Genomic DNA, 15,779 nt, shown 5'->3' on the forward strand with positions numbered 1-15,779 from the left:
GGACCTTGCGCCCTGTGGCCGGCCGACAGGGCGCTGGGTCTGGCCTCTTGGGCCGTATCAGATTAACACCCGGCCCATGGCGGAACGGACGATCATCGCGCCCTCGATCCTGGCGTCGGACTTCTCGAAACTCGGCGAGGAGGTGCGCGCCATCGAGGCGGCGGGGTGCGACTGGGTGCATGTGGACGTGATGGACGGCCACTTCGTGCCGAACATCACCATCGGCCCCGATGTGGTGAAGGCCCTGCGGCCGCACTCCAAGCTGCCGTTCGACGTCCACCTGATGATCTCGCCGGTGGACCCGTACCTTGAGGCGTTCCGCGCCGCGGGCGCCGACATCATCAGCGTCCATCCCGAGGCCGGGCCGCACCTGCACCGCACCCTGCGGCGCATCCGCGAACTGGGCGCCAAGGCCGGCGTGGTGTTCAACCCGTCCACCGACCCGTCGGTGATCCAGTGGATCCTGGAGGACATCGACCTTGTGCTGGTCATGTCGGTGAACCCGGGCTTCGGCGGCCAGAGCTTCATCTCCTCGCAACTGCGCAAGGTTGAGGCCCTGCGCCGGATGATCGACGCCGCCGGCGCCGACATCATCCTCGAGGTGGACGGCGGGGTGACGCCCGAGACCGCGCCCCAGTGCATCGCCGCCGGGGCCACGGCGCTCGTGGCCGGCTCGGCCGTGTTCCGCGGCGGGCCCGAGCGTTACGCCGCCAACATCGCCGCCCTGCGAGGCTAAGCCCGCATGGGTCTGCGCTTCCGACCGCCCGGCGCCGCCCTGGCCCTGGCGGCGGGCGCGTGGACGAGCCGGCGGCTCAAGGAGGAGTGGCACGCCTCGCCGCTCTACCGCTGGACCGTGGGGGCGCCGAAGGTGGAGGGCCTGGGCGTCCAGCCGCGGGACCTTCGCCCCGTCGATCCCCAGAACGGCAAGCGCATCCTGGCCGGCGCCTTCGTCCTGGCCGGCTCGACCCTGGCCGTCGGGCCGCGGGGCGATCCCTGGGACCGGCCCAGCCCCGACCGCCGGTTCGCCGTCGCCCTGCACCGCTTCGGCTGGATGCCCGACCTGCTGGCCGCGGGCGGCGAGGGCATCACCGAAGGCCTTCGGCTGACCCTGGACTGGCTGCGGATCTTCGGGATCTGGAACAGCTTCGCCTGGGACCCGGAAGTGCTGGAGCGGCGGGTGTTCAACCTCGCCTGCGCGGCGCGGACGATCTGCGCCGGGGCTTCCGACGCCGAGACCGCCCGCATCGCCGGAAGCCTCGCCCGCCAGGCGCGCACCCTGCTGGACCTGGGGGGCGGGCCGGCGCGGGCGGCCGAGCGGGCCTGCGCCGCGGCGGTGGCGGCCTGCGCCCTGTCCGGTCCGGGACCCGCGCGTCTTCTGGGACAGGCCCTGGCGAAGCTGGAGCGGGGGCTGGAGCGGACGCTGTCGCCGCACGGCGGCCACGCCACGCGCAGCCCCCAGGCGGCCCTGGAGCTGCTCTTCGACCTGCTGACCCTCGACGAGGCCCTGACCCAGATGGGCCGTCCGCCGCCGGAGGGCGTCTCCCGGGCCATCGACCGGCTGGCCGAGGCCGTGCGTTTCCTCACCCTCGCCGACGGCCGGCTCGCGGCGTTCCAGGGCGGCGAGGCGGTGGCGGGCACCTATGTGGCCGCCGCCCGGGCCGGGGAGACCGCCGGCGAGCGACCGCTTCCGCCCACCTGCAACGGCTATCATCGCCTGGAGGGTCGCGGCCTGCAGATCCTCATCGATGCGGCGCCGCCCGCCGAGGGGCCCTGGAGCGTGGCCGCCTGCGCCCAGCCGCTGGCCCTGACAGCGCTGGGCCATGGCAAGCCGCTGATCGTCGGCTCGGGCTGGTCGCCGGACGGGCCGGGGCCGCAGGCGCTGCGAGTGGCCGACGCCGCCTCCACCGCCGCGCTCGGCGACCAGACCGGCGATGCGCCCCTGCGCGGCTTTCCGGCGACGGTGCTGGGGCCGCGGCTCCCCGGCCGACGCCCGGCGGTGGCGGTGGAGCGACGGGAAGCTCCGGGGGCGATCTGGCTGGAGACGGCCTGTGACGGCGGCGCCCATGGCCTTGGCCTGCGCCATGAGCGGCGGCTCTATCTGGAGACAGCGACCGACGAGCTGCGCGGCGAGGACCGCTTCTCGCCGATCCAGGAGCCGAAGGGCGAGCCCGACCGGCGCTTCATCCCCTTCACGGTGCGCTTTCACCTGCACCCCGAGGTCAGCGCCCTGATCGCCCGGGACCGCAAGAGCGTGCTGCTCAAGCCCGAGGGCGATGACGCCGGCTGGTGGCTGCGCAACGACGCCCTGGAGGTGGCGCTGGAGCCGTCGGTGTACTGCCTGGACGGCGAACTTCGTCGCAGTCAGCAGATCGTCCTGCGCGGTCAGGCCCGGGCCGGAGCCGGCGCGCGGGTGCGCTGGAAGCTCTCGTCGGCGGCCGCGCCGGTTGACCCGCCGAAACAGCAGGCCTAATCCCCCGCTCATCCGCGCGTGACTGGCGATTGAAGGTGGCGCACCACCGGGGAGCGCGTGGACCATAGACTCGCCGCTCGCCTGGGCTCTTCATTCACGAAGCAACCCGGAGTCCGCCGTGCCCGCCGCCCCTGACTTTCCGCCCGCCCCCGACCGCGTCGCCGTCCGCCGCGCGCTGATCTCGGTCTCGGACAAGACCGGCCTCGTCGATTTCGCCAAGGCCCTGGCGGCCAAGGGCGTCGAGCTGGTCTCCACCGGCGGCACCCGCAAGGCCATCGCCGATGCGGGTCTGGCCGTGAAGGACATCTCCGAGCTCACCGGCTTCCCCGAGATGATGGACGGTCGGGTGAAGACCCTGCACCCCATCGTTCACGGCGGCCTGCTGGGCGTGCGTGACGCCCCGGCCCACAAGGCGGCCATGGACGAGCACGGCATCGGCGCCATCGACCTCGTCTATGTGAACCTCTACCCGTTCGAGGCCACGGTCGCGTCCGGCGCCGACTATGAGACGGCGGTGGAGAACATCGACATCGGCGGCCCGGCGATGATCCGGTCGGCGGCCAAGAACCATGGCTATGTCGCCGTCTGCACCCAGCCTTCCGACATGGAAGAGGTGATCGCCGAGGTGTCGGCCGACGGCGCCACCTCGCTGGCCCTGCGCAAGCGGCTGGCCGCCCGCGCCTACGCCCGCACCGCCGCCTATGACGCGGCGATCTCGGCCTGGTTCGCCAACGAGCTGGGGGAGGCCGCGCCGGCCCGCAAGTCCATCGCCGGCGAACTGGTCCAGACCATGCGCTATGGCGAGAACCCGCACCAGGCCGCGGCCTTCTACCGCTTCCCGAATCCGCGGATCGGCGTGGCCACCGCCCGCCAGCTGCAGGGCAAGGAGCTCAGCTACAACAACATCAACGACACCGACGCGGCCTTCGAGCTGATCGCCGAGTTCGCCGACGCGGGTCCCGCCTGCGCCATCATCAAGCACGCCAATCCGTGCGGCGTGGCCACGGGCAAGAGCCTGGCGGAGGCCTATGAGCGGGCCCTGGCCTGCGATCCGGTCAGCGCCTTCGGCGGCATCGTCGCCCTCAACACCCGGCTCGATGCGGCCACAGCGGCCAAGGTGCTGGAAGTCTTCACCGAGGTGGTGATCGCCCCCGGCGCGGACGAGGACGCCGTGGAGCTGTTCCGCAAGAAGAAGAACGTCCGCCTGCTGGTCACCGACGGCCTGCCCGACCCGCTGGCCGTGGGCGAGACCTTCAAGTCGGTCTCCGGCGGCTTCCTGGTGCAGGGCCGCGACAACGCCCGCCTGACCCCCGCCGACCTGAAGGTGGTGACCAAGCGCGCGCCCACCGAGGCGGAAATCCGCGACATGCTGTTCGCCTTCACCGTGGCCAAGCACGTGAAGTCGAACGCCATCGTCTACGCCAAGGAAGGCCAGACCCTGGGCGTCGGCGCCGGCCAGATGAACCGCAAGGACTCGGCCCGGATCGCCGCCCTGCGCGCCGCCGACTTCGGTCTCGACCTGACCGGTTCGGCCTGCGCTTCGGAAGCCTTCTTCCCGTTCCCGGACGGCCTGATCCAGGCCGCCGACGCCGGCTGCACCGCGGTGATCCAGCCGGGCGGCTCCATCGGCGACGAGAAGGTGATCGCCGCCGCTGACGAGCGGGGCATCGCCATGGTGTTCACGGGCGTCCGGGTCTTCCGGCACTAGCCCAAAGTCAAAGGGGGCCGACATGGCGCCGGCCCCCTCAAGATGCAGCGCGGCGCGCTGCCTTCTTCCATCAAGTCGAACCGGATGACGGCGGCGCTCAGCCCCGCCGCTTGCGTCCGCTCGCAGCCTCCTGGGCCAGCTCGCGCAGGGCCGCATTGGCGATGGTGAGCTTGGCGAAGGTCCAGCCGCCGCCGGCCGCCTCGATCTCGTCGATCGTGCGGGTGGCGGCCACCACCTGCTCGCTGCGCAGCGAGGCCCAGGACGCCACCGCGTCGCGGGCATGCTCCGCATCGACGCCGGCCTTGGCGTTGCCCACGAAGTCCATGATGGCGCGGGTGAGCTGAGCCTGCTCGCCCAGCAGGTCCTCGATCAGCCGGCGCAGGGCCGTCCGCTCGAAGAGGTCGCCGGCGCGGAATTCGCCCGCGGCCGCCCGCAGGCGGTCGAAGGCCATGGCCTCGCCCGCGGCGTAGTAGAGACGCGCCACGTTCGGCAGGGCCCAGCTGGAGCCCTCGGCCAGGTCCACCAGGTCGGCGGCGGTGGTCAGCGGGCCGAGGGCCGCCACGGTGCGGGCGATGTCCTCGGGGGCGCCGGCCTCCACCAGCTGGGCGGTGCGGGCCTCGACGGCGGCGCGTTCCACCGCCGGCAGGGCCTCGGGCGTCAGCCGGTCCAGGCTCTTGAAGCCCGGGCCGTAACGCTGCACGAGGGCGGCCACGTCCAGGCCTTCGCGGGCGGCCCGGCGGGCCAGCCAGAAGGTCGCGCCGCGCAGGGAGGCCACCAGCCGCCGGAACAGGGCGAGTTGCCCCTGGGCCGGGATCTTCAGGTCCAGGGCCCGGACGGCGGCCCAGCGGGCCTCGAAGTCCAGCACCACCTTGGCCGCCTCATAGCCGGAGAGCAGGGCGGTCACGCCGCAACCGGCCGCGGCCATCATCCGGAACGGGAAGCTCGGCCCGCAGCGGTTGATCATGTCGTTGGCCACGACGGTGGCGATGATGTCGCGCCGCAGCCGGTGGCGGCGGATCGGGTCCTTCCACTTCCGCAAGGGCTTGGGGAAATAGGCCTCGAGGTGCGTCTCGAACCAGGGATCGTCCGGCGCGGCGCTGGCGACGATCTCGCGCTTCAGCTCGAGCTTGCCGTAGGCCAGCAGCACGGCCAGCTCGGGCCGGGTCAGGCCGCGCCCGGCCAGCTTCCGCTCGGCGATGGCCGCCGCGTCGGGCAGGCCCTCGACGGCGCGGTCCAGCCGCCCGCGGCTCTCCAGCTCGGCCATGAACCGGGCGTGCGGCTCCAGTTCGCCGACAGTGTCCATCTCCAGCAGGGAGAGCGCCAGGGTCTGGTCGTAGTTGTGCGCCAGGACGTGGGCCGCCACGTCGTCGATCATCGACTTCAGCAGCGTGTCGCGGCGCTTGCGGGTGAGTTCCCCCGTGCGCTCGAGCATGCCGGTGGCGATCTTGATGTTCACCTCGTGGTCCGAGGAGTCCACGCCCGCCGAGTTGTCGATGGCGTCGGTGTTCACCTTGCCGCCCTTCTGGGCGAACTCGATGCGGCCGGCCTGGGTGAGGCCGAGGTTGGCGCCTTCGCCGACCACCTTCACCCGCAGCTCCTCGCCGTTGACGCGGACGGCGTCATTGGCCTTGTCGCCCACCTCGGCGTTGGCCTCGTGGCGGGCCTTCACATAGGTGCCGATGCCGCCCAGGTAGAGCAGCTCGGCCGGGGCCTTGAGGATGGCGTTGATCAGCTCGGCCGGCGACAGGGCCTCGGCCTCGACCCCCAGCATGGCGCGGACCTCGGGGGTCAGCGGGATCGACTTCAGGCTGCGCGGGAAGACCCCGCCGCCCTTGCTGATCTTCTTGCGGTCGTAGTCATCCCACGACGAGCGCGGCAAGGCGAACAGGCGCTCCCGCTCGGCGTAGCTGACCGCCGGATCAGGGTCCGGATCGAGGAAGATGTGGCGGTGGTCGAAGGCGGCCTGCAGCCGGATCTGCCGGCTGAGCAGCATGCCGTTGCCGAACACGTCGCCGCTCATGTCGCCGCAGCCGACCACGGTGAAGGGCTCGGACTGGATGTCCTTGCCCAGTTCGCGGAAGTGGCGCTTCACCGCCTCCCAGGCGCCACGGGCGGTGATGCCCATCTCCTTGTGGTCGTAGCCGGCCGAGCCGCCCGAGGCGAAGGCGTCGCCCAGCCAGAAGCCGTAGGACTCGGCCACGCCGTTGGCGATGTCGGAGAAGGTCGCGGTGCCCTTGTCGGCGGCCACCACCAGGTACGGATCATCGCCGTCGTGGGGGACCACGCCTTCCGGATGCTGCACCTGGCCCTCGGGGGTCAGGTTGTCGGTGAGGTCGAGCAGGCCGGACAGGAAGGTCTTGTAGGCGTTGATCGCCTCGGCGCGGATGGCGTCGGGCGCCCCGCCCACGGGCAGGCGCTTGGGATAGAAGCCGCCCTTGGAGCCCACCGGCACGATGACCGCATTCTTCACCTGCTGGGCCTTCACCAGGCCGAGCACTTCGGTGCGGTAGTCGTCGCGGCGGTCCGACCAGCGCAGGCCGCCCCGGGCCACCGGGCCGAAGCGCAGGTGAACGCCCTCCACGGCCGTGGACCAGACGAAGACCTCGCGGAACGGCTTGGGGGCCGGCAGGTCGGCCAGCTCGCCGCTGGCCACCTTGAACGAGATGTAGGGCTTGGGCGCCCCGTCCGGGCCGCGCTGGTAGAAGTTGGTGCGCTGGATGGCCTGCACCAGCAGGGCGATGCGGCGCAGGACGCGGTCGTCGTCCAGGCTCTCCACCGCCTGCAGCGCCTCGATGATCTCGGCCATGACCGCGTCGGCCTGGGCCTTGCGCTCCTCAAGCGTGGCGCGGACCGCCGGGTCGAAGCGGATGCGGAAGAGGTCGAGGATCAGCCGGGTCACGCCCGGATGGGCCGACAGGGCCTGTTCCTGCACGCGCTGGCTGGGGTCGAGGCCCGACTGCTGGCGGAACCGCGCCAGGGCCCGCATCAGCGCCGCGTCGCGCCAGGGCAGGGACAGTTCCAGCACCAGGCGGTTGAACCCGTCGTTCTCGGTCTGGCCGGTCCAGACGGCGACCACGGCGGCCTCGAAGGCTTCCTTGACCTCGTCGAACACGAGGTTGGCGCCCCGGGGGTCCTCCAGCTCGAAGTCGTGCACCCAGACCGGGGCCTTGCCGTCGCGCCGGATCGGGAAGCCGGCCTCGGCGATGGCCTTCAGCCCCATGCTCTCCAGGATCGGCAGGACGTCGGCCAGATGGGCCGGCTCGCCGCAGCGATAGAGCTTGAAGCGGAACTGGAGGTTGTTGTCGTTGGGCGTGCGGTAGGCCCGCACGCGGATCGGCTGGCCGGGTTCGAAGCCCTCGATGGCGGCCACGTCCCGCAGGGCCTCGGCCGCGTCGAAACGGTCGCGGTAGCCGGCCGGGAAGGCGTCACGGTAGGCGGCGACGGTCTCGGCCACCTCCTCAGGCGTCCGGCCGCTGGACCGCACGGCCGCCTCGAAGCGGTCCTCCCACGTGCGGGCGCTCTCGGCGATGCGGGCCTCCACCTGCCGAAGGTCCGGCCAGGGATGACCCCCGGGGGTGAAGCCGACGATGTAGTGAACCCGTGCGAGCCCCGTCTCCGAGAAGCTCGGATAGAAGGCCGAGATGCGGCCGCCATAGGCCTCGGCGAGGATCTCGCCCGCCCGTTTGCGGATGTCGGAATCGTAGCGCTCGCGCGGCACGTACAGCAGCACCGAGGCGAAGCGGTCGAACGGGTCGCGGCGCTCGAACACCCGGATGCGCGGGCGGTCGTAGAGGTGAAGGATGCCCTGGGCCAGCTCCAGGAGCTGGTCCTCGCTCGACTGGAAGAGCTCGTCGCGCGGATGGTTCTCGACGATGTTCTTCAGCCGCTTCTCGTTGTGGCTGCCGGGCAGGGCGCCGGCGCGTTCCAGCACCCGGGCGGCCTTCTCGCGGATCAGCGGCACGGCGCTGGCCGGCTGGTCATAGGCCTCGGCGGTGAACAGGCCCACGAAGCGGACCTCGCCCACGGGCCGTCCGTCCGCGCCGTAGCGCTTGACCCCCACGTAGTCCATGTAGCCCCGGCGGTGGACGCGGCTCTTCACGTTGGACTTGGCCACGGTCACGGGCGGGTCGACCGCCAGGCTGTCCTTCACCTGGCCCATGAGGATGGCCGGTTCGTTGGCCCGCCGCAGCACGGTGCGGGCCGGGTCGCGCAGGACGCCCAGGCCGTCGGTGGGCTGATACAGCGGCTCCTCGGCGGCGTAGTCGCCGCTCTCCAGGCGCGGATACTCATAGACCCGGGCGCCCAGGAAGACGAAGTGCTCGGCGTGCAGCCAGGCCAGGAAGGCCAGCTCCTCGGGACTGGCGCGGCCCGAGGCTTCGAGCTCGGCCAGGGTCCGGCCCATCAGCTCCAGCATGGCGGGGAAGTCGTCCACCGCCGCGCGCACGTCCTTCAGGGTGGCGGTCACGCCTTCGAGCAGCAGCTGTTCGCGGTCGGCGCCGATGGGCTCCAGGATCACCTGGATCATGGACTCCCGGCGGGGCGCGCCCGTCTGGCCGCGCACGCCGGAGCGGTCGCGCTGGACGGTGACGATCGGGTGGAACATCGCCCGGACCGACAGGCCCTGGTCGGCGATCTCGCCCATGACGCTGTCCACGAGGAACGGGGCGTCGTCCTGGACGATCTCCAGGCGGTCGAGGCCGCCGGCGTTGGCGCCTTCCACGGGGGCGATGCGCGCCTGCGGGCCGCGGCCCCGGCGACGCTCGGCGAAGCGCCAGAAGTCGGCGAGGTTGCGGGCGAGTTCGGCGGTGGAGAGTTCGGGCAGTTCGTCGCCGGCGACATCGGCGGCGGCGCCTTCGGCGAAGGCCTTGGCCGGTTCGGCGGCGGCGTCGCCCTCAAGCTCGGCGAGGACGGCGCGCACCAGGGCGCCGGCGGACTTGCCGCGCGAGGCGGTCTTCGGCCTGGCCGAGGTCTTGGCGGTCTGGGAGGCGGCTCGGCTCATCGGACGGCCCCCGCGAGAACGCCGCCGGAGGAGAGAATCCGGCGGCGTGTGGTTCCGTCGTGGGGGGCCGACGGAACGCGGGGTGCTCGCTGCGCCCGCGGGGTGGGGGAGCGGACGCACCTGCCGGAGGGGGAATTGGTCCGGCAAGCCTTAGATAGGAAGCGCGAAGTCACGATTTAAGGCCTTGGCTCAAGAACGGTGGGGGTGACTGTCCGCCGGTCCCGAAGGGCCGGCGTCGGGGGGATCTTGCGGAGACTTCTTGCTGAGGTCGTCGGGATCGCCGTCATCGGAAAGTAAGACGGCGATCCAGCGGGTTCCCGGAAACTGCGCCAGGATCACCATGGCCATGACGGTCAGGGGCGTGGACAGGAACGCGCCGGTGAGGCCCCAGACCACGGTCCAGAAGGCCAGGGCCAGCAAGAGAACGATGGGATCGACGTTGAGGCTGCGGCTCTGCATCCGCGGCTGGACGACGTTGCCCACGAACAGGGTCACCGTCTGCAGGACGGCGAACAGCACGATGGCCTGCCAGAGCGTGTCGAACTGCACGAGGGCGAAGATCGGCGGCAGGGCGACGCCCACCACGCCGCCGACGATCGGGATGTAGGAGGCGATGAAGATCAGGATCGCCCAGAACAGGGCGTTGTCGAGGCCGACGCCGGCCATGGCCGCCCAGGACGCGACGGCGATCATCAGGCCGGTGACCGTCTGCACCCACAGGTACTGTTCCACCCCGTTGCGAATGCGCAGGAAGGCGGCGATGGCGTCCTGGCGTTCCTCGCGATGGGGGAACAGGCCCACGGCCTTGCGCTCCCAGCCGTGCCGGGAGGCGAGGATGAAGCCCAGATAGATGAGCACGAAGGCGGCGGTGGAGGCGAAGCCCTGCAGGCTCCGGGCGATCTGGCCCAGATAGCTGGCCGGGTTGAGCTGCCGCGTGAGCTGCTCGATGGTGGGCGGGACTTCCAGGCCGATCAGCGAGGCCAGGCGCGCCAGCAGGCCGTCGAGGCGCGGGGCATAGGCCACCAGCTGGGTGGCGAAGCTGGTGGCGTTGTCCACAACGAACACGGCCGCCCCGCCGAAGATCACCACCGACAGCACCACCGCCAGCGGCGTGGCGGCGCGGCGCGACACGCCCGGCAGGCGGGTCTGCAGCACCCGGGCGAACCCGTCGATCATCACCGCCAGGAAAATGGCCAGGGCCAGGGGCGTGAGGATGTCGGAGAGCCAGCGGAGGGTCGCCCCACCCGCGATCACCGCCAGGATCACCAGGGCGTTTCGCGAGACCGTATCGGCGGCAGGTGCGGGCATCACGTCGGACTGTCTGCGGCTGGGGCGCCGCCGTCAAATCGGGTGTGGTCTACCGGTCTTTGCCAAAAAGGGGGAGTGATTTTGCCCCCAGGATCTCAAATAACGGCAATCATCGTTCCAGAAACACGAGGGCTGGCGGCGGGGCGGGCCGGCGGCTAGCTTCGCTGGACGGCAGATTTCCGCATTTCGAGGAGCGTTCCATGTCCGGCGGCGTCCTGATCGGGTACTCGGACCAGCCGGAAGAGCTGCGGCTCGACCGGGCCAATCGCCATGGCCTGGTGGCGGGCGCCACGGGCACCGGCAAGACCGTCACCCTGCAGGTGCTGGCCCAGGGGCTCTCGGATGCGGGCGTGCCGGTCTTCTGCGCCGACGTGAAGGGCGACCTCTCGGGCATCGCCGCGCCTGGCCAGCCCAACGAGAAGCTGCTGGCCCGCGCCCAGAGCATGGGCCTGGAGCTGCAGCCGGCCGCCGCGCCGGTGGTCTTCTGGGACCTGTTCGGCCAGTCGGGGCATCCCGTGCGCACGACGGTCTCGGAGATGGGCCCGCTGCTGCTCTCGCGGATGCTGGAGCTCAACGATGTCCAGGAGGGCGTGCTCACCGTCGTCTTCCGCGCCGCCGACGAGGAAGGCCTGCTGCTGCTGGACCTGAAGGACCTGCAGGCGGCCCTGACCTACGCCGCCGAGAACGCCAAGGCGCTGTCGGCCCGCTACGGCAACCTCTCCACCGCCACCGTGGCCACGATTCAGCGCAAGCTGCTGATGCTGGAGGACCAGGGCGGGGCCAACCTGTTCGGCGAGCCGGCGCTGCAGCTGTCGGACCTGATGCGCACCGACGGGGCCGGCCGCGGCTATGTGAACATCCTCGCGGGCGAGCGGCTGATCACCAACCCGCGCCTCTACGCCACCTTCCTCCTGTGGTTGATGTCCGAGCTGTTCGAGGAACTGCCCGAGGTGGGCGATCCTGAAAAGCCGCGGCTGGCCTTCTTCTTCGACGAGGCCCACCTGCTGTTCCGCGACGCCCCGCCCGCCCTGCTGGAGAAGGTGGAGCAGGTGGTCCGGCTGATCCGCTCCAAGGGCGTGGGCGTCTATTTCGTCACCCAGAATCCGGCGGACATCCCCGACACGGTGCTGGGCCAGCTCGGCAACCGCATCCAGCACGCCCTGCGCGCCTATACGCCCGTGGAGCAGCGGGGGCTGAAGGCCGCCGCCGGCAGCTTCCGGCCGAACCCCGCCTTCGACACCGCCCAGACCATCCAGGGCCTGGGCGTGGGCGAGGCCCTGGTCTCGGTGCTGGACGAGAAGGGCGCCCCGACGGTGGTGCAGAAGACCCTGGTGCGGCCCCCGGCCTCGCGGCTGGGCCCGCTGACCCCGGCGGAGCGGGCGCAGGTGGTGGCGGCAAGCCCGGTGCGCGGCCTCTATGACGAGGTGCGCGACCGCGACAGCGCCTATGAGATGCTTCAGCGTAAGGCCGCCCAGATGGCGGGCGAGCCCGCTCCCAAGGCCGCGAAGGTCGAGAAGGCCAGGGCGCCGGCGCGGGAGAAGCCCTCGGAGCTGCAGACCATGGGCAAGGCCTTCGCCACCTCCATGCTGCGGACCATCGGCAACCAGATCGGCCGCGAGATCATCCGCGGCGTCCTCGGCGGGGTGCGCCGGCGCTAGCTTGCCTGCGGCGGGCGTGGTGCTAGCGTCGCCGTAAGCGCCGCATCAAGACGGCGTCGATGCTGGAGGACATCTCATGCGCCATATGGCCCTGGCCGCGTTTGCGGCCCTTCTCGTCGCACCCGCCGCCTACGCCCAGAGCTCGGGTCCGCTCGCCATGGTGAACGTGGACGAGCCGGCCTTCTGCAACGCCAACGGCCTCGCCCCGGAACGGCATCAGCCGGCGGGATACGCCGTGCCCGCCGACAAGGGCGGCGGGACCCTGGAGTATGTCGACAAGTCCCGGGCCGAGTGCCACCAGGTGGTCGGCAAGAAGCCCACCGGCCAGTACCGGCGGCCCACGGTCTGTCCCCTGGGATCGGGCCGGATCAACACCAGCGAGGGCTGGATCTGCCGCTCACAGAAGCCGGCCGACTCCTGAAGCCAAAAGGCCTCCGGCGACGCCGGAGGCCTTCGCGTTTCCGCTGAGAATTCCGCCTAGCGCGGGGCCATGCGGATGGCGCCGTCCAGACGGACGTGCTCGCCGTTGAAGTAGCCGTTGGTGATCATCTCCAGCGCCAGGGAGGCGTACTCCTCGGCGTTGCCGAGGCGCTTGGGGAACGGCACGGAGGCGGCCAGGGCCTCCTTCACCTGCGGCGGGGCGCCCTGCATCAGCGGGGTGTTGAAGATGCCCGGCAGGATGGTGTTCACGCGGATGCCTTCGCCGGCCAGGTCGCGGGCGATCGGCAGGGTCATGCCGACGACGCCGCCCTTGGAGGCCGAGTAGGCCGCCTGGCCCATCTGGCCGTCCACGGCCGCCACCGAGGCGGTGTTGACGATGGCGCCGCGCTCGCCGTCGGCGAGCGGCTCGAGGTCCAGCATGCCCTTCGCCGACTTGGCGATGCAGCGGAAGGTGCCGACCAGGTTGATCTGGATGATCATGTTGAAGGCGTCGAGCGGGAAGTGCTTGGCCTCGCCCGTCTGCTTGTCCCGGCTGGCGGTCTTGATGGCGTTGCCGGTGCCGGCGCAGTTCACCAGGATGCGCTCCTGGCCGTGAGCGGCGCGGGCCTTGGCGAAGGCGGCGTCTACCTCTTCCTCGGAGGTGACGTTGACCTTGCAGAAGACGCCGCCGACTTCCTTGGCGACCTGTTCGCCCTTCTGCTCGTTCATGTCGAAGATGGCGACCTTGACGCCCTTGGCCGCCAGCGCCCGCACGGTGGCTTCGCCGAGGCCCGAGGCGCCGCCGGTGACCACCGCGGCAACGGATGAATTGAGTTCCATGAGCGCTCCGCTCCCCTATGATAAAGTCAACTCGGCGAAGGCTTTAGCTCGATGAGCGCCCGCGAAAAAGCGTCACCCAACGTCAATTCCGGCTTCGATCCGCAGGCCCCGATCGCCCGCGATCACGCCCTGGTTCCGGCCGTCATGCAGCTGAACGAGGAGCGGGTGACTCGCGGCTTCTGGCCGAAGATCCGGAAGGTGGCCGCCCGTGTGCCGTTCGCCCGCGAGGCCCTGGCGGTCTGGTTCTGCGCCCGGGACGACGAGACCCCCATGGCCGCCAAGGGGATGATGCTGGCGGCCCTGGCCTATTTCGTCCTGCCCACCGACGCGATCCCCGACTTCATCGCTGGCCTCGGCTACACGGACGACGCGGCGGTTTTCGCGGCCCTGATGAGCGTCATCGGCAAGAACCTGAAGCCTCGGCACAAGGAGGCCGCCCGGCGCGCCATCGAGGACATGCGCAGCGACGGCTGACCGGACGGTCTCGGCGGGTGTCAGGCCTGGCTGTCGCGCCGGCGGCGGGCGAGCTGGTGCTCGCGCCAGGTGATGAGCAGCGTCGAGGCCACGACCACGCCGGCGCCCGCCAGGGTCCAGACCGTGGGAACCTCGCCGAACAGCAGCAGGCCGGCGGCCGCGGCGAACACCAGCCGGGTGTAATCGATGGGGGCCATGGCGGCGGCGTCGCCCACCTGCATGCCCTTGATGTAGCAGGCCTGGGTCGCGGTCCCCATGACGCCCATGGCGCAGAGCAGGGCGAGGTCCACGGGGGCTGGCCAGCGCCAGGTGAGGATGGCGCCGGGGATCGAGAAGATCAGGCCGAGGGTCATGGCCCAGACCAGCAGCACCGTCGGCGAATGGTCGCGGGTCATCACCTTCATGCCGGTGATGGTGAGCGCGAACAGGAACGACGAGGCCAGCATGGCGAGGGCCGGCAGGCCCATGGCGAAGCCGTCGGCGCCGGGGCGGATCATCAGCAGCACGCCCAGGAAGCCCACCACCGCCGCCGCGATGCGGAGCGGGCCGATGGGCTCGCGCACCACCAGGGCCGCCAGGGGCACCAGCCACAGGGTGCGGGTGAACGACAGGGCGTTGGCGTCCGCCAGCGGCAGCTTCTGAAAGGCGTAGAACGACAGGATCAGCGCGATGGTGCCCGCCGCCGAGCGGAAGAACAGGATGCCCGGCCGCGTGGTCGCATAGGCCGCGCTGCGCTGGCGCACGATCACCGGCAGCAGCACGGCGAAGCCAGCGGCCTGGCGGTAGAAGGTCTGGAGCGCGGCCGGGTAGTCCTCACCGAGGAACTTGATCAGGGTCGTCATGACCGTGAAGCCCAGGGCCGAGGCGAGCATCCACAGCGCGCCCCGGACATTGGGACTCAGGCCCGGCCGGGCCTGCTGTTCGATCCCGGCCGGTTCGTCGGTCATCCCTGCGGCGCGACCTCGGCGAACAGTTCCATCAGCGGCGAGGCCGCGCTCTGGTCCCAGGCGTGGCGGGAGCCCACGGTGATCCCGCCGTCCACGACGATATGCTGGCCGGTGACGAAGACGCTGTCATCGGAGGCGAGATAGAGGGCGGCCCGGGCGATGTCCTCGGGCAGGCCGGCCTTGGGAATGGGCTGCGCCTTGGGGGCGTTCTCGGCCACCCGGGCGGCCATCTGGTCGGCGATCTCCCGCGGCAGGCCCAGGGAAGCGCCGAAGATCGAGGTGGCGATGAGGCCGGGGCAGATGGCGTTGACCCGGATTTTCTGCGGCGAGAGCTGGGCCGCGGCGCAGCGGCTCATGTGGATCACCGCCGCCTTGGCCGAGGAATAGGCCAGCGGCCCCCAGCCCGCCTGCAGGCCGGCGATGGACGCGGTGTTGATGATCGAGCCGCCGCCGCGCTCGAGCATGAGGGGCGTGGCGTGCTTGATGCCCAGGGCGGGGCCGCGCACAAGGATGTCGAACACCCAGTTCCAGCGCTCGGGCTCGATCTCGGCCACCGTCCGCATCATGTCGGAGATGCCGGCGTTGTTGAACAGCACGTCCAGGCCGCCGAACTCGGACTTGGTCAGGTTGAGGGCGGCGGCGATGTCGGCCTCGGAGGTGACGTCGCAGTGGGCGTAGCGGACGGCGCCGCCGAACCGCTGCTCGAGCATCCGGCCCTTCTCGTCCTGGATGTCGGCGGCCACCACCTTGGCGCCCTCGGCGACGAAAAGCTCCACCGCGCCGAGGCCGATCCCCGAGACCCCGCCCGTGATCACCGCCACCTTGCCGTCCAGACGACCCGCCATGGGACCCTCCCTCGTGTTCTGGTTATCAGCGATCACTAGCGGCGAAATTCGCGCCCGTCATCCCGGCCGAGGCATGCGCTGGGAAGGCGCGCGCGGGGCAGGTCCCGGAT

11 protein-coding genes and 1 riboswitch are annotated in these 15,779 nt (G+C 71.2%); of the genes, 6 read left to right on the top strand and 5 right to left on the bottom strand.

Features of this window, described 5'->3' with window-relative positions:
• Positions 1 to 76: 76 nt before the first annotated feature.
• The 3 genes from rpe (at position 77) to purH (ending at position 4,178) form a co-directional block, all read left to right on the top strand.
• Positions 77 to 736 (top strand): ribulose-phosphate 3-epimerase, encoded by a 660-nt coding sequence (gene rpe, locus BO64_RS03505; protein ID WP_496401889.1) that lies wholly within the window; start codon positions 77 to 79, stop codon positions 734 to 736.
• Between the two features lie 6 nt (positions 737 to 742).
• Positions 743 to 2,470 (top strand): heparinase II/III family protein, encoded by a 1,728-nt coding sequence (locus BO64_RS03510; protein WP_496401890.1) that lies wholly within the window; start codon positions 743 to 745, stop codon positions 2,468 to 2,470.
• A gap of 8 nt (positions 2,471 to 2,478) precedes the next feature.
• Positions 2,479 to 2,564, top strand: a riboswitch (ZMP/ZTP riboswitch).
• 24 nt (positions 2,565 to 2,588) lie between these two features.
• The gene (gene purH / locus BO64_RS03515) at positions 2,589 to 4,178 is read left to right on the top strand and encodes a bifunctional phosphoribosylaminoimidazolecarboxamide formyltransferase/IMP cyclohydrolase (RefSeq protein ID WP_496401891.1); all 1,590 of its coding nucleotides are present in this window, start codon (positions 2,589 to 2,591) and stop codon (positions 4,176 to 4,178) included.
• 97 nt (positions 4,179 to 4,275) lie between these two features.
• Here purH and BO64_RS03520 read toward each other — a convergent pair whose 3' ends face one another.
• On the bottom strand, positions 4,276 to 9,177 hold the full coding sequence (locus tag BO64_RS03520) for an NAD-glutamate dehydrogenase (protein WP_496401892.1): 4,902 nt from the start codon (positions 9,175 to 9,177) through the stop codon (positions 4,276 to 4,278).
• A 189-nt stretch (positions 9,178 to 9,366) separates the two neighbouring features.
• Positions 9,367 to 10,485, bottom strand: coding sequence for an AI-2E family transporter (locus BO64_RS03525; protein ID WP_496401893.1), 1,119 nt, complete (start codon positions 10,483 to 10,485; stop codon positions 9,367 to 9,369).
• Between the two features lie 200 nt (positions 10,486 to 10,685).
• Between BO64_RS03525 and BO64_RS03530 the strand changes: the two genes are divergently transcribed.
• Both BO64_RS03530 and BO64_RS03535 read left to right on the top strand, forming a co-directional pair.
• Positions 10,686 to 12,143 carry a helicase HerA-like domain-containing protein gene (locus tag BO64_RS03530; RefSeq protein ID WP_496401894.1) on the top strand — a complete coding sequence of 486 codons (1,458 nt, stop codon included), beginning with the start codon at positions 10,686 to 10,688 and terminating at the stop codon, positions 12,141 to 12,143.
• 76 nt (positions 12,144 to 12,219) lie between these two features.
• Positions 12,220 to 12,564, top strand: a complete 345-nt coding sequence (locus BO64_RS03535) for a hypothetical protein (RefSeq protein ID WP_496401895.1) — start codon at positions 12,220 to 12,222, stop codon at positions 12,562 to 12,564.
• A 56-nt stretch (positions 12,565 to 12,620) separates the two neighbouring features.
• On the opposite strand, the gene BO64_RS03540 is transcribed toward BO64_RS03535, so the two are convergent.
• A complete protein-coding gene (locus BO64_RS03540) occupies positions 12,621 to 13,403 on the bottom strand; it encodes an SDR family NAD(P)-dependent oxidoreductase (protein WP_496401896.1) in 783 nt (260 codons plus the stop codon).
• Positions 13,404 to 13,454: 51 nt separating this feature from the next.
• Here BO64_RS03540 and BO64_RS03545 point away from each other — a divergent pair, with 51 nt between their 5' ends.
• Positions 13,455 to 13,877, top strand: coding sequence for a YkvA family protein (locus BO64_RS03545; RefSeq protein ID WP_496401897.1), 423 nt, complete (start codon positions 13,455 to 13,457; stop codon positions 13,875 to 13,877).
• A 20-nt stretch (positions 13,878 to 13,897) separates the two neighbouring features.
• On the opposite strand, the gene BO64_RS03550 is transcribed toward BO64_RS03545, so the two are convergent.
• Positions 13,898 to 14,824, bottom strand: a complete 927-nt coding sequence (locus BO64_RS03550) for a DMT family transporter (protein ID WP_496401898.1) — start codon at positions 14,822 to 14,824, stop codon at positions 13,898 to 13,900.
• Positions 14,821 to 15,669, bottom strand: coding sequence for an SDR family NAD(P)-dependent oxidoreductase (locus BO64_RS03555; RefSeq protein ID WP_496401899.1), 849 nt, complete (start codon positions 15,667 to 15,669; stop codon positions 14,821 to 14,823). The genes BO64_RS03550 and BO64_RS03555 overlap by 4 nt, the downstream gene beginning before the upstream one ends.
• Positions 15,670 to 15,779: the final 110 nt, after the last annotated feature.

The sequence above is a fragment of the Phenylobacterium composti DSM 19425 genome (genome assembly GCF_059568645.1).